General features: G+C 68.1%; 23 protein-coding genes. 12 read left to right on the top strand and 11 right to left on the bottom strand.

Features of this window, described 5'->3' with window-relative positions; genetic code table 11:
- The first annotated feature begins 24 nt into the window (after positions 1-24).
- On the top strand, positions 25-1,098 hold the full coding sequence (locus tag ACR81A_RS14285) for an inositol-3-phosphate synthase (protein ID WP_202380521.1): 1,074 nt from the start codon (positions 25-27) through the stop codon (positions 1,096-1,098).
- Between the two features lie 135 nt (positions 1,099-1,233).
- On the opposite strand, the gene ACR81A_RS14280 is transcribed toward ACR81A_RS14285, so the two are convergent.
- Positions 1,234-2,439 carry a glycosyltransferase gene (locus ACR81A_RS14280; RefSeq protein ID WP_440312179.1) on the bottom strand — a complete coding sequence of 402 codons (1,206 nt, stop codon included), beginning with the start codon at positions 2,437-2,439 and terminating at the stop codon, positions 1,234-1,236.
- Between the two features lie 236 nt (positions 2,440-2,675).
- Here ACR81A_RS14280 and rpsF point away from each other — a divergent pair, with 236 nt between their 5' ends.
- From rpsF to ACR81A_RS14245, 7 genes are all read left to right on the top strand, one after another.
- Entirely contained in the window at positions 2,676-3,035 is a 360-nt protein-coding gene (gene rpsF, locus ACR81A_RS14275; protein ID WP_025133393.1) for a 30S ribosomal protein S6, read from the top strand.
- Between the two features lie 3 nt (positions 3,036-3,038).
- Positions 3,039-3,587 (top strand): single-stranded DNA-binding protein, encoded by a 549-nt coding sequence (gene ssb, locus ACR81A_RS14270; protein WP_202380523.1) that lies wholly within the window; start codon positions 3,039-3,041, stop codon positions 3,585-3,587.
- Between the two features lie 108 nt (positions 3,588-3,695).
- Positions 3,696-3,956 (top strand): 30S ribosomal protein S18, encoded by a 261-nt coding sequence (gene rpsR / locus ACR81A_RS14265; RefSeq protein ID WP_025133395.1) that lies wholly within the window; start codon positions 3,696-3,698, stop codon positions 3,954-3,956.
- A gap of 14 nt (positions 3,957-3,970) precedes the next feature.
- Positions 3,971-4,420 carry a 50S ribosomal protein L9 gene (gene rplI, locus ACR81A_RS14260; protein ID WP_202380524.1) on the top strand — a complete coding sequence of 150 codons (450 nt, stop codon included), beginning with the start codon at positions 3,971-3,973 and terminating at the stop codon, positions 4,418-4,420.
- Between the two features lie 476 nt (positions 4,421-4,896).
- The gene (dnaB, locus tag ACR81A_RS14255; protein WP_202380525.1) at positions 4,897-6,273 is read left to right on the top strand and encodes a replicative DNA helicase; all 1,377 of its coding nucleotides are present in this window, start codon (positions 4,897-4,899) and stop codon (positions 6,271-6,273) included.
- Between the two features lie 60 nt (positions 6,274-6,333).
- A complete protein-coding gene (locus tag ACR81A_RS14250) occupies positions 6,334-6,939 on the top strand; it encodes a hypothetical protein (RefSeq protein ID WP_440312178.1) in 606 nt (201 codons plus the stop codon).
- A 14-nt stretch (positions 6,940-6,953) separates the two neighbouring features.
- Positions 6,954-7,244, top strand: coding sequence for an ABC transporter ATP-binding protein (locus tag ACR81A_RS14245; protein ID WP_202380527.1), 291 nt, complete (start codon positions 6,954-6,956; stop codon positions 7,242-7,244).
- A gap of 62 nt (positions 7,245-7,306) precedes the next feature.
- On the opposite strand, the gene ACR81A_RS14240 is transcribed toward ACR81A_RS14245, so the two are convergent.
- The 5 genes from ACR81A_RS14240 to ACR81A_RS14220 form a co-directional block, all read right to left on the bottom strand.
- On the bottom strand, positions 7,307-8,152 hold the full coding sequence (locus ACR81A_RS14240) for an SIP domain-containing protein (RefSeq protein ID WP_202380528.1): 846 nt from the start codon (positions 8,150-8,152) through the stop codon (positions 7,307-7,309).
- 121 nt (positions 8,153-8,273) lie between these two features.
- Entirely contained in the window at positions 8,274-9,659 is a 1,386-nt protein-coding gene (purB, locus tag ACR81A_RS14235) for an adenylosuccinate lyase (RefSeq protein WP_440312177.1), read from the bottom strand.
- A gap of 175 nt (positions 9,660-9,834) precedes the next feature.
- Complete coding sequence (locus ACR81A_RS14230) at positions 9,835-10,317, bottom strand: low molecular weight protein-tyrosine-phosphatase (RefSeq protein ID WP_202380530.1); 483 nt, start codon at positions 10,315-10,317, stop codon at positions 9,835-9,837.
- Between the two features lie 44 nt (positions 10,318-10,361).
- Positions 10,362-10,769, bottom strand: a complete 408-nt coding sequence (locus ACR81A_RS14225; RefSeq protein ID WP_202380531.1) for a phage holin family protein — start codon at positions 10,767-10,769, stop codon at positions 10,362-10,364.
- Between the two features lie 71 nt (positions 10,770-10,840).
- The gene (locus tag ACR81A_RS14220) at positions 10,841-11,773 is read right to left on the bottom strand and encodes an alpha/beta fold hydrolase (RefSeq protein WP_440312176.1); all 933 of its coding nucleotides are present in this window, start codon (positions 11,771-11,773) and stop codon (positions 10,841-10,843) included.
- Between the two features lie 181 nt (positions 11,774-11,954).
- Between ACR81A_RS14220 and ACR81A_RS14215 the strand changes: the two genes are divergently transcribed.
- The 4 genes from ACR81A_RS14215 to ACR81A_RS14200 are packed head-to-tail and all read left to right on the top strand — an operon-like array spanning position 11,955 to position 16,644.
- Complete coding sequence (locus ACR81A_RS14215; protein WP_440312175.1) at positions 11,955-13,067, top strand: histidinol-phosphate transaminase; 1,113 nt, start codon at positions 11,955-11,957, stop codon at positions 13,065-13,067.
- Between the two features lie 17 nt (positions 13,068-13,084).
- The gene (locus tag ACR81A_RS14210; protein ID WP_202381466.1) at positions 13,085-14,248 is read left to right on the top strand and encodes a thiamine pyrophosphate-dependent enzyme; all 1,164 of its coding nucleotides are present in this window, start codon (positions 13,085-13,087) and stop codon (positions 14,246-14,248) included.
- A complete protein-coding gene (locus ACR81A_RS14205; protein WP_440312174.1) occupies positions 14,245-15,276 on the top strand; it encodes an alpha-ketoacid dehydrogenase subunit beta in 1,032 nt (343 codons plus the stop codon). Before ACR81A_RS14210 ends, ACR81A_RS14205 begins: the two co-directional genes overlap by 4 nt.
- Before the next feature lie 18 nt (positions 15,277-15,294).
- Positions 15,295-16,644, top strand: a complete 1,350-nt coding sequence (locus tag ACR81A_RS14200) for a dihydrolipoamide acetyltransferase family protein (RefSeq protein ID WP_202380535.1) — start codon at positions 15,295-15,297, stop codon at positions 16,642-16,644.
- Positions 16,645-16,755: 111 nt separating this feature from the next.
- Here ACR81A_RS14200 and ACR81A_RS14195 read toward each other — a convergent pair whose 3' ends face one another.
- The 5 genes from ACR81A_RS14195 to ACR81A_RS14175 form a co-directional block, all read right to left on the bottom strand.
- Positions 16,756-17,781, bottom strand: a complete 1,026-nt coding sequence (locus ACR81A_RS14195; protein ID WP_440312173.1) for a cation diffusion facilitator family transporter — start codon at positions 17,779-17,781, stop codon at positions 16,756-16,758.
- A gap of 111 nt (positions 17,782-17,892) precedes the next feature.
- Positions 17,893-20,109, bottom strand: coding sequence for a heavy metal translocating P-type ATPase (locus tag ACR81A_RS14190; protein WP_440313159.1), 2,217 nt, complete (start codon positions 20,107-20,109; stop codon positions 17,893-17,895).
- Between the two features lie 248 nt (positions 20,110-20,357).
- Positions 20,358-20,576 (bottom strand): heavy-metal-associated domain-containing protein, encoded by a 219-nt coding sequence (locus ACR81A_RS14185; protein WP_202380536.1) that lies wholly within the window; start codon positions 20,574-20,576, stop codon positions 20,358-20,360.
- A 98-nt stretch (positions 20,577-20,674) separates the two neighbouring features.
- The gene (locus ACR81A_RS14180) at positions 20,675-22,099 is read right to left on the bottom strand and encodes an amidase (RefSeq protein WP_440312172.1); all 1,425 of its coding nucleotides are present in this window, start codon (positions 22,097-22,099) and stop codon (positions 20,675-20,677) included.
- Positions 22,100-22,120: 21 nt separating this feature from the next.
- On the bottom strand, positions 22,121-22,654 hold the full coding sequence (locus ACR81A_RS14175) for a hypothetical protein (RefSeq protein WP_440312171.1): 534 nt from the start codon (positions 22,652-22,654) through the stop codon (positions 22,121-22,123).
- Positions 22,655-22,666: the final 12 nt, after the last annotated feature.

Below are 22,666 nucleotides of genomic sequence, written 5' to 3'. Positions count from 1 at the left end.
GAAATCGTGAGGAACAGGGGTTCGATGACTGTGAAGGTAGCCCTCGCGGGCGTTGGCAACTGCGTGAGCTCGCTCGTTCAGGGCGTGGAGTATTACCGCGGAGCCGCCGAAGACGAGCAGGTTCCGGGCCTGATGCACGTCCGTCTGGGCGGTCACCACGTGTCCGACCTTGAGTTCGTTGCGGCGTTCGAGGTTGACGCTGCAAAGGTTGGGCTCGACCTGGGTGAGGCCATCTGGGCGGGGCACAACAACACCATCAAGTTCTCGGACGTTCCGGAGATCGGGATCACGGTGCAGCGCGGGCCCACGTTCGATGGCCTCGGCGAGTACTACCGTGACGCGGTCGAAGAGTCCGCCGCTGAGCCGGTCGATGTTGCGCAGGTGCTGCGCGATTCTGGCGCTGACGTGCTGGCGTGCTACCTGCCGGTGGGCAGCGAAGAGGCCGTGAAGTTCTACGCGCAGGCCGCGCTCGACGCCGGCGTCGCGTTCGTGAACGCTGTGCCCGTGTTCGTGGCGAGCGACCCGGAGTGGGCTGCAAAGTTTGTTGCGGCAGGCGTGCCCATTGTCGGCGACGACATCAAGAGCCAGGTGGGTGCAACGATCACGCACCGCGTTCTTGCGCGCCTGATGGAGAGCCGCGGCATCGCCCTCGATCACACCTACCAGCTCAATGTGGGCGGCAACATGGACTTCAAGAACATGCTTGAGCGCAGCCGCCTGAAGTCGAAGAAGATCTCGAAGACGCAGGCCGTCACCTCGAACCTTGATGTGAACCTCTCGGACGAGGACGTGCACATCGGGCCGAGCGACCACGTGCCGTGGCTTGAGGATCGGAAGTTCGCCTTCGTTCGGCTGGAGGGGCGGGGCTTCGGTGATGTCCCCATGAGCCTGGAGTACAAGCTCGAGGTGTGGGACTCCCCCAACTCGGCCGGCACGATGATCGACGCGATCCGCATTGCGCACGTTGCGCGTGAGCGCGGCATCGGCGGCCCCGTCGAGGCGGCCTCCGCGTACTTCATGAAGTCGCCCCCCGTACAGAAGCCGGATCATGCGGCGCGCACCGAACTTGAGGAGTTCCTCGCGGATCCCGCGGCATAGCTTCTGCGAGGTGTGATGTGGGGCCCGGCGAGTTTCGCCGGGCCCCACACGCATATTCCGGGATCGGAATGGTGCGAGGAAGCGAAAACCCCCTTGATCTATTCCAGACTTTGAATATGCGGATTCGGGTATGGGCTAGTCGTTGCGTGAGACGCGCAGGCGGGCATACACCTCGGTGAGCTGCGCGGCGTGCGCGTCCCAGCTATGGGAGAGCGCGTGTGCTCGGGCCGCCCGGCCCAGCTCGCTCCGCCGGGCGGGGTCATGCAGCAGCTCCCCCAATACCCGGGCCCATTCGCGAGGCTGACGCCCCACGACCCGCACGCCCGCCTCTCCGGGCGGCGTCGCCTCGAGCAGCCCAGTGTGCGCCGCGACGACCGCGGGAACCCCGGCGGCCGCGGCCTCGAGCGCGACCAGCCCGAAAGTTTCCGAGTGCGAGGGAACGAGGACGAGCGCGCTGTCTGCGAAGAGAGCGGCCGCTGCCGCCCGATCCTGCGCGGGGAGGAAACGCACGCGGTCCGCGATCCCCTCACGCGCGGCAAGTACGCGGAGTTCTGCGGCGTACTGCTCCGCGCCAGGCGTCGGCTCCCCCGCCACAACCAGTTCGCATCGTGCCCACAGCGCGGGATCCTGACGCGCGAGCTCCGCCGCTGCAGCCACCGCGAGGTCTTGCCCTTTGAGGGGCTGCACACGCCCGAGCACCGTGATGCGCAGCGGCCTCTCGGGATCCCGAGCCGCAGTGGTGTCGTCGCGGGGGCGGAAGAGCGCAGTGTCGACCCCGGGGGTCACCACGGGAATCCCGCGCCGCGAGGCCCCGGAGCCGGAGACGATGGCCTCGCGCTCACTGGTGCTGCACGCGATGAGCTGGGTCAGATGGGTGAGCGCGCGCTCACCTGCCAAGCGCGTGGGCGGTTCGGGACGATCCCCCGGCGCGAGCCGAGCGTTCTTCTGGGCGCCGACGGTATGTAGGGTGAGCGCCGCAGTGACCCCGCTCTGGGCAGCAAGCGGCAAGGCCGCGATCCCGCTCAGCCAGTAGTGCGCGTGCACGGCATCAAAGGTGCCGTGATCGCGAAGTGCCCGCGCGAACTCGGGGACCAGCCTGGGGAGTGCCTCCTTGCGCGCGTCGACGCTGCCCGCGGAAAGCGACACGAGTGTGGCGCCATCGCCGAGGTCGCTGCAGCCACTGGGCTGTGCTGCACTTGCGCGAGTGAACGCTGTTACGTCGTGACCGGCGCGTGAGAGGGCCCGTGCCGCCTGTGCAACGACGACGTTCATACCGCCGGCATCGCCGCTGCCCGGCACCGCAGCAGGCGAGGTGTGCATGGAGACGAGCGCAATCCGCATGGCCTCAGCGTAGGCGAGCCGAAGCGCCGTGCCGGTGCCACACGCGCCGGCGCGACGCTCCCTCGCGTCTTTCCGGAGAAGCCGCCTGTCTGGCCCCCGTGGAGCGCGAGAAAGTGATAAGCTTTCCGGGTTGTCTGTGTGCGCCGTACCCTTCGGAACGCACCGGCACGATGCACAAACACCCTCCTGCCACAGAAATCCTGTGGCCGTGAAGTCCGAAGGAGGTGGGTCAGTTAATGCATCCGTATGAACTCATGGTGATCCTCGATCCGGGTATCGACGAGCGCACCGTGGCCCCCAGCATGGAGAAGTTCCTCGGCGTCATCCGCAACGCGGGCGGCGAGATCGAGAACGTCGACATCTGGGGCAAGCGTCGTCTTGCCTACGAGATCAAGAAGCAGTCCGAGGGCATCTACGTCGTGGTGAACTTCACCGCGTCGCACGAGGCTACCGCGGAGCTCGACCGTCAGCTCGGCCTGTCCGAGGCAGTGCTCCGCACCAAGGTGCTCCGCTCTGACGAGCTCATCGCACAGCGCGCAGCGCAGGCGAAGCACGAGCAGGCCAAGGCGGCTCGCGCCGCGAAGGTGGGCGCGTAGCTCATGGCCGGCGAGCCGCTGATCACTGTCGTCGGTAACCTCGTTGCCGACCCCGAGCCTCGCGTGAGCCAGGCCGGCAAGTCGTGGGTGACCTTTCGGATCGCCTCGACGCCGCGCGTGCGTGACCGTCAGTCGGGTGACTGGTCGGACGGCGAACCGCTGTGGCTCGGTTGCCGCGCGTACGGTGAGTACGCCGACAACATCGCCGCTTCCCTGACGAAGGGCGCACGCGTCATCGTTCAGGGCCGTCTCACGCAGCGCAGCTACACCGATAACCAGGGGCAGCAGCGCACGTCACTCGACCTTGAGGTCGAGGAGATTGGCCCGTCGCTCCGTTTCGCCACCGTGCAGATCTCCCGTGGGCAGTCCCGCGGCCAGGTCGGCGGATTCGGCGGCGGAAGCGGTCAGCCCGCCGGGCAGAGCAGCTGGGGTCAGCCCGCAGCAGCTCCGCAGCAGCCGCAGCAGGACAACCCCTGGGGCGGCCAGCCCGCTCAGGGTGGCTCCGCTGGTGGCGGTTTCGGCGGCGGCTTCGACGACGAGCAGCCCTTCTAGGCAGCCTCCGCGCCGCCAGGCGGCGCGCACCCTCCCGTTCTCTCAGACGGCGAGCATCAACTTCTTGTTCCGGGCCAGCCCGGGGCATCACATGAAAAGAGACCAACTATGGCAGGCAAGTCCAGCGGCGCAGGCCGCAAGCCGGGTCGCGGCAAGAACGCAAAGGTCGTCGCACCCGCCAAGAAGCAGACCGTGGGCGTCATCGACTACAAGGACGTCGCGACGCTTCGCAAGTTCATTTCTGAGCGTGGGAAGATCCGCGCCCGTCGGATCACCGGCGTGTCCGTGCAGGAGCAGCGACTCATCGCAAAGGCCGTGAAGAACGCCCGCGAGATGGCACTCCTCCCCTACGCCGGCTCCGGCCGCTAAGGAGAACGAGAATCATGGCGAAGGTTATTCTCACGAACGAGGTCCAGGGCCTCGGTTCCGCTGGCGACGTCGTTGACGTCAAGACCGGCTACGCACGCAACTACCTCGTGCCCCAGGGCTACGGTGTGCACTGGACCCGCGGTGGCGAGGCCCAGGTTGCGCAGCTCCGCAAGGCCCGCGAGGCTCGTGCGCTCGCTTCGGTCGAGGACGCTCAGGCGCTCAAGGCCAAGCTCCAGGAGGGCAAGATCCGCCTCCAGGCGAAGACCGGCACCGGTGGCCGTCTCTTCGGCTCGGTGAAGCCGGCTGCGGTTGCCGCTGCTGTCTCCGCTGCAGGTCTCGGCGAGATCGACAAGCGCAAGGTGACCGTCCCGTCGATCAAGTCGACTGGCGAGTACAAGGCGATTGTTCACCTCCACGAGGGTGTCGACGCAGAGATCACCCTCCAGGTGATTTCGCAGCGCTAAGCACGCTTTTCGAGCGGGGTGGTGGTCCTTCGGGACTGCCACCCCGCTCGTGTTTTCTCAGGCATGTGCTCGGCGCACGCGACACGCCCGAGCGCGTGAACACGAAGTGACAAGAAATTGTCAGAAATGGGCGTGGCGGGATTGACATTCGGCCCCGTCGCCAGGTACTTGTCCACATCGAGTCCGCTGATCCACACCCTCAACTCCCACCTGAGGGTTGAATAACTTTCTGCCTGTGGAAAAGTAGAATCCCCGATCAAGGCATATTTCTGGGAAACTCACCAACAGTCATCCACAAGTTGTCCCCAGGATTGTGGAAAAGATGTGGCACAAACCGGCGAGTTACACACAGAGTTATCCACAGGCTTGCGGCGTGGGTGCTTGGCGCTCGCGCAAGGTGCCCGTACCGTGAATGTCTGGGGTCCGAGGTTTGATCATTGTGCACCGGACCCGCTGCAGCGAAAAGGAGTGATCGAGTGTCGATCGCACATCTCGGGATCGCTGATCCCGCCGGCGAGGATTCCTCGCGCGGACACGAGCGCACGCCGCCGTACGATCTGCTCGCGGAGCAGAGCGCACTCGGTGGCATGCTGCTCTCGAAGGACGCCGTTGCTGACGTCACCGGCCTGCTCAAGGGCGGCGACTTCTACGTGCCCAAGCACGAGGTGATCTACGAGGCGGTGCTCTCTCTATACTCCAGGGGAGAGCCCACCGACGTGATTACGGTGACTGACGAACTCACCAAGACCGGTGAGCTGCAGCGAGCAGGCGGAGCCGAGTACCTGCACACTGTCACGAGCATTGTGCCCACCGCAGCAAACGCCAGCTTCTACGCCGAGATCGTTGCGGAGAAAGCGCTGCTGCGTCGCCTCGTTGAGGCGGGGACGCGCATCGTGCAGATGGGTTACGCCGGTGAGGGCGAGGCTATTGATCTCGTCAACGTTGCTCAGTCTGAGATCTACGGCGTGACCGGCGAAGCGCAGGGCGAAGACTACGTGCCCCTGCACCTTGCGGTTGACGCTGCGCTTGAGGAGATCAACAAGGCGAACGGTGCGTCTGACGGCATGCTCGGCGTGCCCACGGGCTTCAGTGAGCTCGACGCGATGACGAATGGTTTTGCGGGCGGCCAGATGATCATCATCGCGGCGCGCCCGGCAATGGGTAAGTCGACCCTCGCGATGGACGTTGCGCGCAACGCCTCGGTGCACGCGAACGCGCCCACCGTGTTCTTCTCGCTCGAGATGGGCCGCGCGGAGATCGCCATGCGACTCCTCGCGGCAGAGGCGAGCATCCCCATGCAGACGCTCCGAAAGGGCGCGCTCGACAATCGTGACTTCCAGAAGCTCGCGGCAACACAAGCCCGTGTGGCAGAGGCGCCGCTTTACATCGACGACAGCCCCAACCTCACGCTCGTGGAGATCCGGGCGAAGTGCCGACGCTTGAAGCAGCAGCACGGCCTGCGCATGGTGGTGATTGACTACCTGCAGCTGCTCTCGAGTGGAAAGAAGAGCGAGAGCCGCCAGCAAGAGGTGTCGGAGTTCTCGCGAGCGCTGAAGCTGCTCTCGAAGGAGCTCGACGTTCCCGTCATCGCACTGTCGCAGCTGAACCGTGCGTCTGAGCAGCGTGCCGACAAGATGCCCGCAATCAGCGACCTGCGAGAGTCCGGCTCGCTTGAGCAGGACGCGGATATGGTCATCCTGCTGCACCGTGAGGCTGTGGGCGATCGGGACAGCCCGCGCGCCGGCGAAGCAGACTTCATTCTCGCGAAGCAGCGTAACGGTCCGACCGGTACGGTCACCGTGGCGTTCCAGGGGCACTACTCGCGTTTCCAGGACATGCCGAGCGGTTTGTAGCCTGTGAGGCGGCCCCAGACGACGAGGGGTAGACTAGACGCGGTCAACGAAAGGGGAGCCATGTCTGCTGTGGCGTCATCGTCCGCGCAATCTGTGGCCCCGGAAATCACTCCGTCACGGGCCATCCGTCTGCTCCGCGTCGCAGTTTTGCTGATCGCGGGACTCGTCATCGCCTTCTCTGCGACGATGCACGAGCATCTCGGATTCGATCTCGGGGTCGCCACCGCGGCGCTCGGTGCGATTGGCATTGCGCACGGCATTGAGTGGTTCTCCCTGCGCGCCCCTGCCCGCACGGTCGTGCCGCTGCTGCTTGGCATCATCGCAGTGGTCGGCGCAGTGCTGTTGCCGTTCGCGGGGGAGCCCATCGCGTTTGCGGTGATTATCGCGGCCTGGGCGCTCACGAGTGCCCTGCTTGAGTTCATTGGTGCCACCGTGCGCCCGGGCAGCCGCCAGGACGCGACGCTGTTGGGGGGAGTCGGCGTACTGCTCGCGCTCCTCGTTCTCTTCTTCCGCGACGATCAGGTCGCGATCCTTGGATTCTTCGGGGCATACGCGCTCCTCACGGGCGTGTTCCTCGGAATCTCCGCGTTCGATACGCGTCGCGTCGCCGGTGCTGCCGGTGACGCAGTGGGCGAAACGCCCGCCGCCCGTACCCCCCTCGCCTGACCCGAAAGCAAAAGATGACTCAGCCTTCCGAGCCCGCCAAGCAGGATCCCGTGACCCCTTCGCGTCGCGATCGCCTGCGACCGCTTGAGCTGCTCGGCTTCTCCACCGTGCTTGGCGTGTTCGCCGGCCTGATCGTGCTGCTCTCGACGCGAGACATCGTGCTCGCGCTCGTCTTCCTGGGCGTTGGTTTCATCGTCTCCGTGATGATGGTTGCCCTGGTCGGCCTCGGTGGAAAGCCGAGTGACGAGGATCTCGAGGCGCGCAAGGACCTGCAGAAGCCTGACAACGGCTCCAACTGGCACTAGCCTCAGCAAACGACAACGGGGGTGGGGGCCCGGCGCCCCCCCCGTTTTTTGTCCTTGGCCCGCTAGTCTTCGGGATCCTCAGGGTCGATCGGTGCGTGGTGGTCAAAGCCAGACTCCGCGCGCTTCCAGTACCCGCTGATCGAGTACTGTTCTTTCGCGAAGCCGAGCTCCCGTCGGAGGTAGCGGCGAAGCGGCACGAGTCGCCCGGCCTCGCCGCCGGCGAAAACGTAGGTCTCGGCGTCGACGTCGAGCTGCTGCGCGGCCTCGTCGAGTGATCCCGGCGCCGCGGTGACGGGCACATCGCGGCCACCCTGGGCAGCCAGGTAGAGGCGGACCCAATCGAGGGGCTCCGGGATGTCAGCAACCACCTCGATGCGCGCGTTCTGCGGCATCGATTCGATCCAGCGGGCTACCGCGGGGAGAGCGGTCTCGTCGGCAAAACACACCACGCGTGGGGCCTCAGCTGCCGCGGCGATGGAGCCGCGGGGGCCCACCATCACGAGTTCATCGCCCAGCTCTGCCTGCACCGCCCAGCGGGCGGCGGGGCCCGGATCCTCGTGGCGGAGCACATCAAGGTCGAATACTGTGTGTCCTGACCCCGCATCCACGCGTACGTTGAGTGGGGTGAAGTCGCGGCCGAACATCTCACCCTCGGGGCGCACGATGCCATCTGCGTCTGGCCCGACCGGCGTGGGCGCGCGCAGCTCGCCCGTGTGCGGGTCGGGGAAGAAGATCTTTGCGTGATCCTCGGGGCCCGTGCTGCGCCAATCAGCGAGCTCGGGGCTTGAGAACGTCACACGGGTGAAGTGCTCGATCTCGGTGACGTGTGTCACCGTGATGCGGCGGGCCGTGAAGCGGTGCATCGTCCGTGGACGAGCGAAACGTGCCGCGGGGTCCTGCTGGGCCACGGTGCTCCTTTCATCGGATGAATCACCTGTGAGCGTAGCACCGGGCACTGAGCGTGCGCACACGCCCGAAACGGGCGCGGCCCGGGGTGGAACACCCCGGGCCGCGATCCCACGCGAGAAACTAGCGCTGCAGGAAATCGAGGAGACGCGTCGCGTCGCCGATGTAGGTTGCGGGGGTGAGCGCGAGCAGTCGCTGCTTCGCGTCCTCGCCGATCTCGAGCGCCGAGACGAACTCGATGAGCTCGGCCTGGCCGATACGGCGGCCGCGCGTGAGCTCCTTGAGCGCAGCGTACGGGTCGCTGATCGTCGATCGACCCGCGGTGACCTCTGCGCGGATGACGGTCTGGATCGCCTCGCCGAGTACCTCCCAGTTCGCGTCAAGGTCGGCAGCGAGCACCTCGGGGGCCGCGTCGATCTGGCCGAGCCCCTTCAGAATGTTGTCGAGCGCGAGCACCGAGTGGCCGAGGCCAACGCCGATGTTGCGCTGCGCCGAGGAATCGGTGAGGTCGCGCTGCCAGCGGCTCGTAACGAGCGTTGCGGCGAGCGAATCGAGGATCGCGTTCGAGAGCTCGAGGTTGGCCTCTGCGTTCTCGAAGCGAATCGGGTTCACCTTGTGCGGCATGGTCGAGGAGCCCGTCGCGCCGGCGACGGGGATCTGGCGGAAGTAGCCGATCGAGATGTAGCTCCACACATCGGTTGCGAGGTTGTGGAGAATCCGGTTGGCATGCGCAATGCGGGTGTACAGCTCCGCCTGCCAGTCGTGCGACTCGATCTGCGTGGTGAGCGGGTTCCAGTCGAGGCCGAGTCCCTCAACGAACTCCTGCGAGACCTGGGCCCAGTCGGTTGTCGGGTCCGCGGCGAGGTGCGCGGCGAAGGTGCCGGTCGCGCCCGAGAACTTGCCGAGGTACTCGACGTCGTCGATCTGGTTGAGCTGGCGCTCGAGACGGTGCACGAACACCGCGAGCTCCTTGCCGAGCGTCGTCGGCGTTGCCGGCTGACCGTGCGTGCGGCTCATCATTGGCAGCTCGCGGTACTGCTCGGCCTGGCGCGCGATCTCCGAGGTCACGGAGTCGAAGCGCGGGCGCCACACGTCGGCGATCGCCTGCTTCACCGTCAGCGCGTACGAGAGGTTGTTGATGTCCTCGCTTGTGCAGCACACGTGCGTGAGCTCGGCGAGGTGGCCGAGGCCCTGTGCCTCGAGGCGCGCGCGCACGAGGTACTCGACAGCCTTCACGTCGTGCTGGGTGGTCTTCTCGGTCTCGGCGAGCTCATCGATCTCGGCCTGGCCGAAGTTCGCTGCCCACTCGCGCAGCGACGCGAGCTGCTCGGGCGCGATGGGGGTGCCGCCGAGCAGCGAGTGCTCGGTCAGGTAGGCGAGCCACTCAACCTCGACGTGAACGCGAGCCTTGTTCAGCCCGGCCTCTGAGAGCGTGTCTCCGAGGGGTGCGACGGCGGCGCGGTAGCGGCCGTCGAGGGGGCTGATGGGCTGCGGGGGCAGGGGGGTCATGGCGTCTCCGTGCGGGTTGAGGCGAGCGGCGGCGGTGCGGCGCGGGCACGAGCAGAGCGCCGTGGGCGCGCGCAATCCAGATCCATTCTCCCATGCGGCGCGCAGGGCCGCTGCCCGGGCAATTCACGGCCTGCGCAGAGCGCTGCGGGGCGGCTTCTCGGCGGAGTGAGGCGGGCTAGAACCCGAGGCGGAGTCGGAGCTGGGTAAGGAGCTCTGCGGCGCCCCGCTCAACCTGCTCCAGCACGCCGTCGAAGGCGGCCTGGTCGTCGTAGTACGGGTCGAAGACATCCGGGTCCGCAGGGGAGGAGGGGTCGAAATCCGTGAAGAGCACCACCCGCGCGGGATCTGCGCCGCGCGCCAGGAGTGCGTCACGGTGCCCGCGGGCGAGCGCGACGAGCAGCTCGTCGCCGGCAATCTCGGCGTCTGACACCTGCGAGGCGCGGTGCGCGGAGCCGTCAAACCCGCGCGCCGCCAGCGCGGTGACCGTGCGTGGGTCAGCGGGTTTGCCCGTGTGCCACGCCTCGGTGCCGCTTGAGCGCACTGAGAACCGCGAGGCGATCCCCGCGCGCTCGGTGAGCTCCTGGAACACAACCTCGGCCATGGGGGAGCGGCAGATGTTGCCAGTGCAGACGAAGTTCACGTGGAAGGGAGCGCTCATGCCCCCAGTCTGCCCGAGATACCCACGGCTACGGGCCATGGGTGCTAGCGGCCGCGCTTCTTCTTCGTGCCGAGCAGGCTGTTCATGAAGCCCGAGAGGAGCGAAAGGACGAGCGCGCCGAGCACGCCCCACCAGAAACTCTCGACTGCGAGCCCGAAGCCCGCGAGCCCCGAGATCCATGCGACAACCGCGATCATGATGCCGTTGACGATCAGGCCGAACAGCCCGAAGGTGATGATGTAGAGCGGGATCGAGACGAAGCGCACGATGCGGCCGAGCGTGCCGTTGACGAGGCCGAACAGCAGCGCGACAAGCAGCAGCGTGATGAGGTGGCCGTACTCGCCCGCCTCGATTGGCTTGATCCACACACCGTGGTCGCCGCTCCCCCCGACGATGAGCGTGGTGAGCCACAGCGCGAAAGCGCTGACGAGAATTCGAATAATGGCGCGCATGCGTCCATTCTCGCACCGTGATCTGGGCGTCGCAGGAAAAACGTCGCCCAGACCAGGGTGCTTGTTCGTGACTAACCGAGCAGCGCGCGGATCCGCTCAGCGATCTCGGGGGAGTGCTCGTGGTGCAGGTAGTGATCGCCAGGAATGAGGACAACCTCGCCGTGGTCCACGGCGGCCGCCTGCTCCTCGTGCAGGGTCTGCCAGCCCGCGACCTCGCCGTCGTCGCCCTCCGCGATGAGGAGCAGCACGGGAAGCGCTCGGGGGAAGGTCGTGCCTGAGGCGGCGCTGAAGTTCGCTCCCGCGAGCTCCGCCTCGCTGAAAAGCGCATCGTTCGTGCCGTTGCGCAGGGTGAGGATCCGGCTCTGCTCGCGCTGCTCGTCCATGTAGGGCAGCCCCTCGAGCGGGTCCGGGCTGGCCGCATCAAGCTGACGAGTGAGACCGAGCACGCTCAGCGTGCGCATGAGGCCAACGGGCAGCTCCACAGCTGCGCCGGGCTGGTCAGGCACGCTGCTGTCGATCCCCACGAACGCGGTGACCTCATCGGGGAAGCGGTTCGCGTACTCCAGCGAGTACACGCCGGAAATCGAGTGGGCAACCAGGGCGTAGCGGTCGATCCCGAGCTGGGTGAGCGCCGCGTGCACTTCTTCAACGTAGGCCTCGCTCGTGCGCGGCACGTCCGTGTCATCGCTCAGGCCGGAGCCAAACGGCTCGACGACCACGACGCGGAAGTCGTGCTCGAGCTCCGCGACGAGCGGCGCAAAGTCGATCCCGGGCGCCGCGGTGCCAAAACCGGGGAGCAACACGAGTGTCTCCTCGCCCGAGCCGCTCACCACAACGTTCAGTGCGCGGCCGTCGACGTCCACGCGCTCCCCGTACGGCACGAGGCGTGCAGCCTCGTTCGCACTCGCGACAGCGTTTCCGATGGCCGTGCCGCCGAGCGTCAGCACGATGGCGCTGACGAGCACGAGCAGGGTACGGAGGATGATCTTGCGGGCGGTGCGCACGGGAGCTCCAAGCGATGGTGGGTGAGTTTGAAGCCCCGCGTGTGGCGGGGATGATTCCAGTCTCGCGGGCGCGCAGGAACCCCAACAGTGCAGCCGTGTCACGAAACGGAGTGACGAATGTCACTTCCGGCACCCCTGGCGTATCCCGCTCCAGAGATACCCGATCGATACACTGGCACCCATGAGCGACAACGCCCAGCCGCCGGTCCGGTTCCGCGCCGATGTGCTCGCAGTCCCCGCCTATCGGCAGGGGGCCGCGCCCACGAAGCCCGGGTTCAAGCTGTCGAGCAACGAGAATCCTTTCCCCCCGCTCCCCGGGATCGCTGAGGCGATGGCCTCCCGCGGAGACGTGAACCGCTACGCCGCCGCGGGGATGCCCGAACTGCGCGCCGAGATTGGCGCTGAGTTCGGCGTTGGTGCTGAGCACGTGCACCTGGCAGCCGGGTCCGTCGCGATCCTCTTCCAGCTCGTGCACGCCGCTGCCGCTGCCGGCGACTCCTACCTCTACGCCTGGCCGAGCTTCGAAGCGTATCCCTCGCTCGGCCTGGCCTCGGGTGCTGAGCCCATTGGCGTGCCCCTCACCGCGAGCGCCGAACATGACCTCGATGCGATGGCCGAAGCCATCACCGAACGCACCCGTGTGATCCTGCTGTGCAGCCCGAACAACCCCACAGGGCCGGCGCTGCGCCGCGCAGACTTCGAACGCTTCATGGCACGCGTGCCCGCCGACACCCTCGTAGTGCTCGACGAGGCCTACCGTGAGTTCGTTACCGACCCGGAGGCCGTCCGCGGCGAGGACGTGCTCGCGCAGCACCCCAACCTCGTGGTGTTGCGCACGTTCTCGAAGGCCTACGGGCTTGCGGGGCTGCGCATCGGCTACGGCGTGGGCGATCCCGCCATCTTCCGTGCGGCAGCGAGCGTTGCGATCCCGCTCTCCGTGACCGGAATTGCGGAGAGCGCCGCACGCGCCTCCCTTACTCCCGAGGCCCGCGCTGAGCTCGCCGAGCGCGTCGCCGTGCTCGTGGAGCGTCGCGACCGGCTCGCGGCCGCGCTGCGCGAACTCGGCATCGCCGTGCCCGATGCGCAGGGCAACTACATCTGGATCCCGGAGACGAGTGCCGGCGGGGGAGTTCCCGACGCGCTCGCGCTCGCCGCAGACTTTGCGGAGGCCGGCACTCTCGTGCGCCCATTCGCGGGCCGCGGTGTGCGGATCTCCGTCGGCGAGGAGGAGAGCCTTCCCGTCGTTATCGACCTGGTGCGAGCACACCTCGCACGGCAAGGAGGAGACGCGTGACTGACACCGTACTCACCATGAATCACCAGGACCCGGAGCCCATTCGCTTCCTCGACGATGCGGGGAACTATGCCCCGTCGGCGACGGCCGCCGAGTACGCGGCGGAGCTCGAGGGTGTGGGCGTCGCAGAATTCCAGCAGTGGTACCGCGACATGGTCTCCACGCGCGCCTTCGATATCGAGTGCACGCACCTCCAGCGGCAGGGCCAGCTCGCACTGTGGGTGCCGAGCATTGGCCAGGAGGGCTGCCAGGCCGGGATCGGCCGCGCCGCCGAGCCGCAGGACCACATTTTCCCCGCATACCGCGAGCACACGATCGCGCACATCCGCGGGGTCTCTCGCGTGGATCTCGCCGCGCAGTTCCGCGGCCTCACGCACGGCGGCTGGGACGTGACCGACCCCGCGCACGGCAACTTCCACCTGTACAGCCTCGTGCTGGGCACCCAGACGCAGCACGCCACGGGCTACGCGCTCGGCCAGGTGCTCGACGCAAAGCGGGCCGCCGGCAACACCGCGCTCGACGCGGGCGAGGCGGGCACCGCGACCGGCGAAGCGACGCTCGTGTTCTACGGCGATGGCACCACGAGCCAGGGCGACGCGAACGAGTCGATGATCTTCGCCGCGAGCTACCAGACACCCGAGGTGTTTGTCGTGCAGAACAACCGCTGGGCCATTTCGGTGCCCGTGGCACGGCAGTCGCGCACGCCGCTCTACCGCCGCGCGCTCGGCTTCGGCATCCGCGCCGTGCAGATCGACGGCAACGACCCGCTCGCCGCGTATGCGGTGGCACGCCGCTTCCTGCGTCTGGCGCGCTCGGGCGAGGGCCCCGGCTACATCGAGGCACTGACCTACCGGATCGGCGCGCACACGACGAGCGACGATCCCACGCGCTACCGCGAGGAGGAAGAGCTCGCCCGGTGGGAGGAACGCGATCCCGTTGCGCGCCTCGAGACGCACCTGCGCGCGCTCGGCGTGGGAGACGACTTCTTCGCGGAGGTGCGCGAGACCGCGGACCGCGAGGCGAAGATCGCGCGCGACGCGATTCTGCAGCTGCCCACGCCGACCGCTGATTCGATGTTTGCGCACGTCTACTCGGAGGAGCACCCGCGCATCGAGGAGCAGCGGGCATGGCTTGCCCGCTACGAGGCCTCGTTCGAGAACCAGGAGGGGGTGGGCGCATGAGCACCGACACCACGAACACCGCGGCTGAGAGCCCCGTGCAGACGCTGAGCGAGCGGAGCACGCTGCCCATCGCCCGTGCCATCAACGAGGGCCTGCGCGCCGCGATGGCCGCAGACGAGAGCGTCATCCTGATGGGCGAGGATATCGGCCCGCTCGGCGGCGTCTTCCGCGTCACGGACAAGCTGCAGGCTGATTTCGGCTCCGCCCGCGTGCTCGACACCCCGCTCGCGGAGGCCGGCATCGTCGGCAGCGCGATCGGCCTCGCGATGCGTGGCTACCGCCCCGTCGTCGAGATCCAGTTTGACGGCTTCATCTTCCCCGCGTTCAACCAGATTGTCACGCAGCTCGCGAAGCTCACCAACCGCCACGACGGCGCGATCTCGATGCCCGTGGTGATCCGCGTGCCCTATGGCGGGCACATCGGCGCAGTCGAGCACCACCAGGAGAGCCCCGAGGCGTACTTCGCCCACACCCCCGGTCTTCGCGTGGTGGCGCCGTCCACCGCGAACGACGCGTACTGGATGATCCAGCAGGCGATCCAGTCTCCCGACCCTGTGCTCTTCTTCGAGCCGAAGGCGAAGTACTGGCAGAAGGGCGAGGTTGATCCCGTCGCGCCGGCCGCCGCACTGCACCAGAGCCGGGTGGCTCGCGCGGGCACCGACTGCACCGTTGTCGGGCACGGCGCGATGGTCACGACGCTGCTGCAGGCCGCCGAGATCGCCGATGCTGAGGGCACGAGCCTCGAGGTGATCGACCTGCGCAGCATCTCGCCCATCGACTACGCCCCGCTGGTCGCGTCCGTGCGCAAGACGGGTCGCCTTGTCGTCGCCCAGGAGGCGCAGGGCGGCGCGAGCGTGGGCAGCGAGATCGCCGCACACGTCTCAGAGCACGCGTTCACGGCGCTGCAGGCACCCGTTCTGCGTGTGTCTGGGTACGATGTTCCCTTCCCCCCGGCCCACCTTGAAGGCCTCTACCTCCCGGACGCGGATCGCGTGCTCGAGGCGGTCGACCGGGCCATGCACTACTAACCCCTCGGAGGATTCGCTATGAGTGAGATGTCCTTTCCCCTGCCGGACGTTGGCGAGGGGCTGACCGAGGCCGAGATCGTCACCTGGAAGGTGGCGCCCGGCGACTCGGTTGAGCTCAACCAGGTGATCTGCGAGATCGAGACCGCGAAGTCGATCGTCGAGCTGCCCTCGCCGTTCGTCGGCACGGTCACCGAGCTGCTCGCACAGCCGGGGCAGACGGTGCCGGTGGGCGACCCAATCATGCGCGTTTCGACCGGTGGCGACGCCGTAGATGACGCGGGATCGGGATCCGCGAACGCTGGCGCCACTTCGGCGAGCGCCGACGAGGCACGTGACATCGTCGCCGACGCCGCGGCAAGCGTGGAGCACGAGGACGCCGGCGGCGCGGTACTCGTCGGCTACGGCACCGCCGGGGCCGCGAAGTCCCGTCGTCGTCGTGGCGGTGAGCCGCTGCTCCCCACGCCCGGTGCCGTGCCCGCCGCGGTCGCCGCTGCTGGCACGGCGCCGGGCGCGGTGCTCGCGAAGCCGCCGATCAGGAAGCTCGCGAAGGATCTGGGTGTCACGCTCGCCGAGGTGAGCGGCACCGGCCCCGCCGGCGAGGTGCTGCGCTCGGACGTCGAGCGGCACGCGGGGCAGGCGCGCCTCTTCCGCAACCTCGAGACCCCCGAGCCGGCGGAGGAGCGCGAGGAGCGCATCCCGCTGAAGGGCATGCGCAAGCAGATCGCGAAGGCGATGGTGACGAGCGCGTTCGAGGCGCCGCACGTGAGCGTGTTCACCGACGTCGATGCAACGCGCACGATGGAGTTCGTGAAGCGCCTGAAGACCTCGTCTGGCTTCGCGGGCGTGAAGGTGTCGCCGCTGCTGATCTTCGCAAAGGCGATGCTGTGGGCGATCCGCCGGAACCCGGAGATCAACTCGACCTTCACGGAGACCGAGATCATCCGTCGCAACTTCGTGAACCTGGGCATTGCTGCAGCCACGCCGCGCGGCCTCGTCGTGCCGAACATCAAGGATGCGCAGGATCTCAGTCTGCTCGACCTCGCGAAGGCGATCGAGCAGCTGACTCTCACCGCGCGTGAGGGTCGCACGACACCCGCCGACATGGCCGAGGGCACGATTACCATCACGAACATTGGCGTGTTCGGCATGGACTTCGGCACCCCGATCCTGAACCCGGGTGAGTGCGCCATCCTCGCGATGGGCACGATCCGTGAGAAGCCGTGGGTGGTTGACGGCGAGGTGCGGCCCCGCATGGTCACCACCGTGGGCGGCTCGTTCGATCACCGCATCGTCGATGGCGATGTGATCTCGCGCTTTGTTGCCGATGTTGCGTCGGTGCTCGAGGAGCCCGCGCTGCTGCTCGACTAACGCAGGACGGCGACCCGCTCTCCGCGCAAGGCGACGACGGGGCGAGTGCGACCGAGTTCCACGAGGAACCTGATTGCACTCGCCCCGTCGCTGTCTGCGGGTGTCGCGCCGCTACGGGTGCTGGTCGTCCTCGCCGTGGGAGACCGGCTCGAGCTGCAGTGTGACGTGCTCCGTGTCGAAGTGCTCGTGGAGGCACGCCCGCAGCTCATCGAGGATGGCGTGGTAGCCGCGCTCGCTCCAGGCGGAGTCGGAGACGGTCACGTGCGCGGAGAACGCGGGCACGCCCGAGGTGATGGTCCACGCATGCACATCGTGTACCTCGGAGACGCCGGGCACGGCGAGCATGTGTTCGCGGGCCTCATCGACGTCGATGTTCTTCGGGGAAGCCTCGAGCAGCACGTTGACCACCTCGCGCAGCAGGCTGATCGCGCGCGGAATGATGAGCACTGCGATGAGAATCGAGGCGATCGGGTCGATCATCTCCCAACCGGTCAGCATGATCACAATCGCCGCGATCACCACGGCCACAGAGCCGAGCAGATCACCGAGCACCTCGAGGTACGCCCCGCGCACGTTGAGGCTCTCCTTCTGGCCCGACTGCAACACGAGCAGGGAGACGAGGTTGGCGACGCCACCGATCACGGCGGCGATCAGCATCGGGGTCGACTGAATCTCAACCTCGGAGCCGAAGCGGGAGATCGCCTGCACAAAGATGACCACCGCGATGACGCCGAGCACGATGCCGTTCACGAGGGCCGCGAGGACCTCGACGCGCAGATACCCGAAGGTGCGCTTTGAGGTGGCGGGGAGCGTGGCAATCAGGCTGGCAATCAGCGCGATCGCCACGCCGGTCGCATCGGTGAGCATGTGCCCGGCATCCGCGAGCAGCGCGAGCGAGTTCGAGATGAACGCGCCGATGAGCTGGATGAAGAACACGCTCAGCGTGATCGAGAGGGCGATGATGAGTCGCTTGCGGTGCTTTCCGGTGGCGGTTGTCGCGCCCTGCAGCCCGTGGTCGTGGCTGTGGCCGCCGCCCCCGCCCCCGTCTGCCTGTTCGGGGCGATCGGGATGCCCCGCGCTGAAGTCGGCGTCGCAGTCGGGAACGCGTGCCTGCTCATCGCTCATGGTGGTGACCATATCAATCTCTCCTCGCTCGTGCCCCTGCGGAGGGGCCTCTGTCCGGGTCTTGGGTGGTGCTGGGGGCGGGGCCGCGCGCGGGCGAGCCACCCCCAGCGCCGGGTCGGGCTCCTAGCGGGCCACGCTGCGGAAGCGGCGCAGGCGGAGGCTGTTGCCCACCACGAACACGCTCGAGAACGCCATCGCGGCGCCCGCAATCATCGGGTTCAGCAAGCCGAGGGCGGCGAGCGGGATCGCTGCCACGTTGTACGCGAACGCCCAGAACAGATTGCCCTTGATGGTGCTGAGCGTGCGACGCGAGAGCCGGATCGCGTCGGCCGCGCTGCGGAGGTCGCCGCGCACCAGGGTGATATCGGCAGCCTCAATCGCCGCATCGGTGCCGGTTCCCATGGCGAGGCCGAGATCGGCCTGCGCGAGTGCCGCCGCGTCGTTCACGCCGTCGCCCACCATGGCCACCACGCGGCCCGCTGCCTGGAGTCGCTGCACCACCTCGACCTTGTCGCCGGGCAGCACCTCGGCGTGCACTTCGGTGATGCCCACGCTCGCTGCCACCTGTTCGGCGACGGTGCGGTTGTCTCCGGTCAGGAGGATCGGCGTGAGGCCCAGCTTCGTGAGCTCGCGAATCGCCTCGGCGCTCGTGGGCTTCACGGTGTCGGCCACGGCGACCACGCCGCGTGCCGCGCCGTCCCAGGCGGCAAACACGACCGTGTGGCCGGTGCCCTCGAGGCGGTCGCGCTCGGCAAGCAGCTCGGGCCCGGGAGCTACGCCCCAGTCGGCGAGCAGGGCCGCACGGCCCACGATCACCGGGGTGTCGTCGACGGCGCCGGTGACGCCGTGGCCGGCGGTGTTGCGGAAGTCGCTCACCTCGGGAAGTTCACCCAGCTCGGCGGCTGCGCCCCGCGCAATGGCCTGCGCGATGGGGTGCTCGGAGGCCGCTTCGACGGCGCCCACTCGGCGCAGCAGATCGGCGCGCTCGGTGCCGGGGGCGGCCACGACCTCGGCGAGCGACATGCGCCCGCTCGTCACGGTGCCGGTCTTGTCGAGCAGGATCGTGTCGACGCGGCGGGTCGATTCGAGGATCTCCGGTCCCTTGATCAGGATCCCGAGCTGCGCGCCGCGGCCGGTCCCCACGAGCAGCGCGGTGGGGGTTGCGAGCCCGAGGGCGCAGGGGCAGGCGATGATGAGTACGGCGACGGCGGCGGTGAATGCGCTCGCCGCCCCGTGTCCGAGGGCCAGCCAGGTGATGAGTGTCGCGATCGCGATGACAATGACGATCGGCACGAAGATGCCGGAGACCCGGTCGGCGAGGCGCTGCACTTCTGCCTTGCCCGACTGCGCGTCCTCCACCATCTGCGCCATCTGTGCGAGCTGGGTATCGGCGCCCACGCGGGTGGCGCGCACCACGATGCGGCCGCTCGTGGAGACCGTGCCGCCGGTCACCGGGTCGCCCGAGGTGGCCTCCACGGGGACCGACTCGCCGGTGAGGAGGGAGGCGTCAATGGCGGTCGCGCCCTCGACGATCACGCCGTCGGTTGCGAGCTTCTCGCCCGGGCGCACAACGAAGTGGTCGCCCACGCGCAGTTCCTCGACTGGGATCCGGGTTTCGGCGCCATCGCGCAGCACGGCGACGTCCTTCGCGCCGAGCTCGAGCAGCGCACGCAGCGCTGATCCCGCCTGGCGCTTGGAGCGCTTCTCGAAGTACCGGCCCGCGAGCAGGAACATGGTGACGCCGGCGGCAACTTCGAGGTAGATGTTGTTCGCCCCATCGTGGGGGCTGATGGTCAGCTCGAAGGCGTGCGTCATCCCCTTCTCGCCCGCGGTGCCGAAGAAGAGCGCGTAGAGCGACCAGAAGAAGGCAGCGAGCGTGCCGACGGACACGAGCGTGTCCATGGTGGCGGCGCCGTGCTTCAGGTTGATCCAGGCCGCGCGGTGGAAGGGCCAGGCGGCCCACACGATCACGGGTGCGGTGAGGGTCAGCACGGCCCACTGCCAGTAGTCGAACTGGAGTGCCGGGATCATCGAGATGAGAATCACGGGGACCGAAAGCCAGATCGAGCCGATGAGGCGCTGGCGCAGGCTTGTCAGCTCGGGATCCTGGCTGTCTGCTCCCGCAGCGTTGTCCGGCTGTGCCGCGCCGGGGGCTGCGGGCGGCGGCGGAATCTCAGCGGCGTAGCCGGTCTTTTCGACCTCAGCGATGAGCAGCTGCGGGTCATACCCCTCGGGGGCATGCACGCGCGCTTTCTCGGTGGCGTAGTTGACCGTCGCCTCGATGCCGTCGAGGCGGTTGAGTTTGCGTTCGATACGGTTTGCGCATGAGGCGCAGGTCATGCCGCCGATTTCGAGTTCGTAGCTGGTCGTGCTCACTGCCGACAGCTCCTTCCGTGCTGTGTTGCTGATCCTGCTGCCCGCTGGTGCCCGTCCCGCGCCCCCTCCCGGATTCGGGTCACTTTGTGCGGGTGTTGCCCGGAACCCCACTGCGACACCCGCACCAAGTGACCCGAATCCGGGGAACGGTGGGGCTTGGGGGCGGGCTGTGGGGCGGTGGGCCGTGCGAGGGAGTGTGGTGGGCGGGAGGGCTAGGCGCGCGTAGCGGCGTAGCCGGCCTCGGTGACGGCGGCGGTGATCGCGTCGTCGCTCACGGTGCCGTCGGTCTCAACACTCAGTGCGCCAGTCTTCGAGCTGACCTCGACGCCGGTGACGCCGGAGATTGCTTCGACCTCTTCGCGCACGGACATCTCGCAGTGGCCGCAGGTCATGCCCGTGACGGTGAACTCGGCGGTGGTGCTGGTGCTCATGGGGAACTCCTTTTCGTTGGGGACACCCCGAGACTATACCCCCCTAGGGTATCCCGCAAGCGAGATTGTGGGCGAGTTCTCGCGCGGCGATCGCGCCGCTACCCGTGAGTCGCGGGCGCAGCTGGCGAGGCGGCGGTGAGCTGGGCGGCAAGCTGCAGCAGTACTTCCTCAGAGCCGGCGCGGCCGATCAGCTGCACGCCGAACGAGTGCCCCGCGGGTGTGGTGAGGATGGGGACCGCGATTGCCGGCAGCCCCGCCACATTGACCATCGAGGTGAAGGGGGCCCACTCGCACTGCAGGCGGTAGTCGTCGTCGGGGTGCAGCGCGGTGAACGCGCCGATCCTCGGGGGTGCCATGGCAAGCCCCGGCGTGAGCACAATGTCGTACGTCCCCCACTGCGCACGCGCATCGGCGGCGAACGCGCGGAGCCGGCTGCCTGCCGCGAGGTGATCCTCGCGCGGGCGGGCGAGTGCGCGTTCGCGGAAGAGTTTTGTGAGGGGCATCAGCCGCTCGTCGGCGCCGGGCGCGAGTTCAAGGAGCGAGAGGCCGGCCGTCCACCCCGCGCTGAACGCGTGCGGGTAGCGGGGGTCGTAGCGGATGTCTGCGTCCTCGACCCGATGGCCGAGCCCTACGAGCAGCCCCGCCGCGCGGGCGTGCGCTGCGCGCGCCTCCGGGGCAAGGGGCACGGCGTGCGCAGACTCGAACGGAGAATCACCCGAGAAGCCGATCCGCAGCCCGCGCAGCTCCTCCGACCGCGCGACTGCGGCGACCGCCGGTTCGCCGGGGGCGCCCCGCATGGCGTCGAACAGGAGGGCCGCGTCGCTCACGGTGCGGGCGAGTGGCCCGCTCACCGTTAGGCGTGGCGCGCCGAACTCGTCGAGCGGGCCCCGCAGGAGGTCGGTGGGGACGGCGCCCAGTCCGGGCTTCAGGCCGATGATCCCGCAGGCGAGCGCCGGGATCCGAATTGAGCCGCCGCCGTCGCTTCCTGGAGCTACAGGAAGGAGGCCTGCCGCGACCGCCGCCGCGCTGCCGCCTGACGAGCCGCCCGCGGTTCGCTCGCGGTCAAGCGGATTCCGGGCGGGAGGCGCGATCTGGTTCTCGGAGTAGCCCGTGAGGCCAAACTCGGGCACCTGCGTCTTTCCGAGCGCGAGGGCGCCCGCGCGGCGTAGCACCCCGACCCCGGGGCTATCTGCAGCCGCCTGCGCGTGCGGCACGGCCGCGCTGCCGTGTGTGGTGGGAAGGCCCGCCACATCGGTGAGGTCCTTGTGGGCGAGCGGGAGTCCGTGCAGGGCGGGAAGCGCGTGCCGCTCGTCTTGCGGGGTGTGCGCCCAGCGCTCGTCGGCGGCCGCGGCATCGTTGAGCGCGTGCTCCGCGGCGAGTGACACGAATGCGCCGAGCGCTGTGGCGCCCTCGATCCGTGCGAGTGCGGCGCTCGTGGCCTCGCGCGCTGAGATCTCTCCCGAGCGCACTGCCGCACGAAGCTCGAGTGCGGTGGCTGGCAGATCGGGTGCGGGGGTGCTCACTCCTCCACCCTACGCTCAGGGCTATTCCGTGGGCCCGGGCGCCTCGGTGTCGTCTTGAGGGAACATGGCCTCCCAGTAGGCATCGAATTCAGCTTCGGTTGCAAAGTAGCGAAGCTTGTGGCGGTAGCCGCCCGCGTCGGACGGGGAGCGCTGCGCCCAGAGAATGTAGTACCAGTCTTCGTCGGCGGCGTGGGTGCCGCAGCTGAAGCCTTCCTGGCGGTTTGGTTCGACGCCAGGCTCGGAGCCCGAGGTGCACATGACGCCCCCGCCGTCGATGTCGATGATGCCCGTCTGCAGCTCGCCCGCCTCTGTGTCGGCCGCGTAGAAGAAGCCGTCATCGGGAGTGCGCTCGAGCAGCATGAGTGACTCGGGTACCGCCGGGTCAGCATCGCCGAACTGGCGCTCGATGAGGTTCGTGCGCGCGGTCTCCCATTCGTCGGGCTGCACCGACCAGCTGCCGCTCGCGTTCAGCGGGAAGAGTGTGGCAAGTGTCACCGCGCCGGCGATCGCGGCGACCATAGCCAGGGTGGGGGCGACGCGGCGTTGGGTGCTCATGCACTCAGCCTA

This window comes from Leucobacter chromiireducens (assembly GCF_051993095.1).
Taxonomy (GTDB): Bacteria; Actinomycetota; Actinomycetes; order Actinomycetales; family Microbacteriaceae; genus Leucobacter; species Leucobacter chromiireducens.
This window is presented reverse-complemented; position numbering and strand designations above follow the sequence as displayed.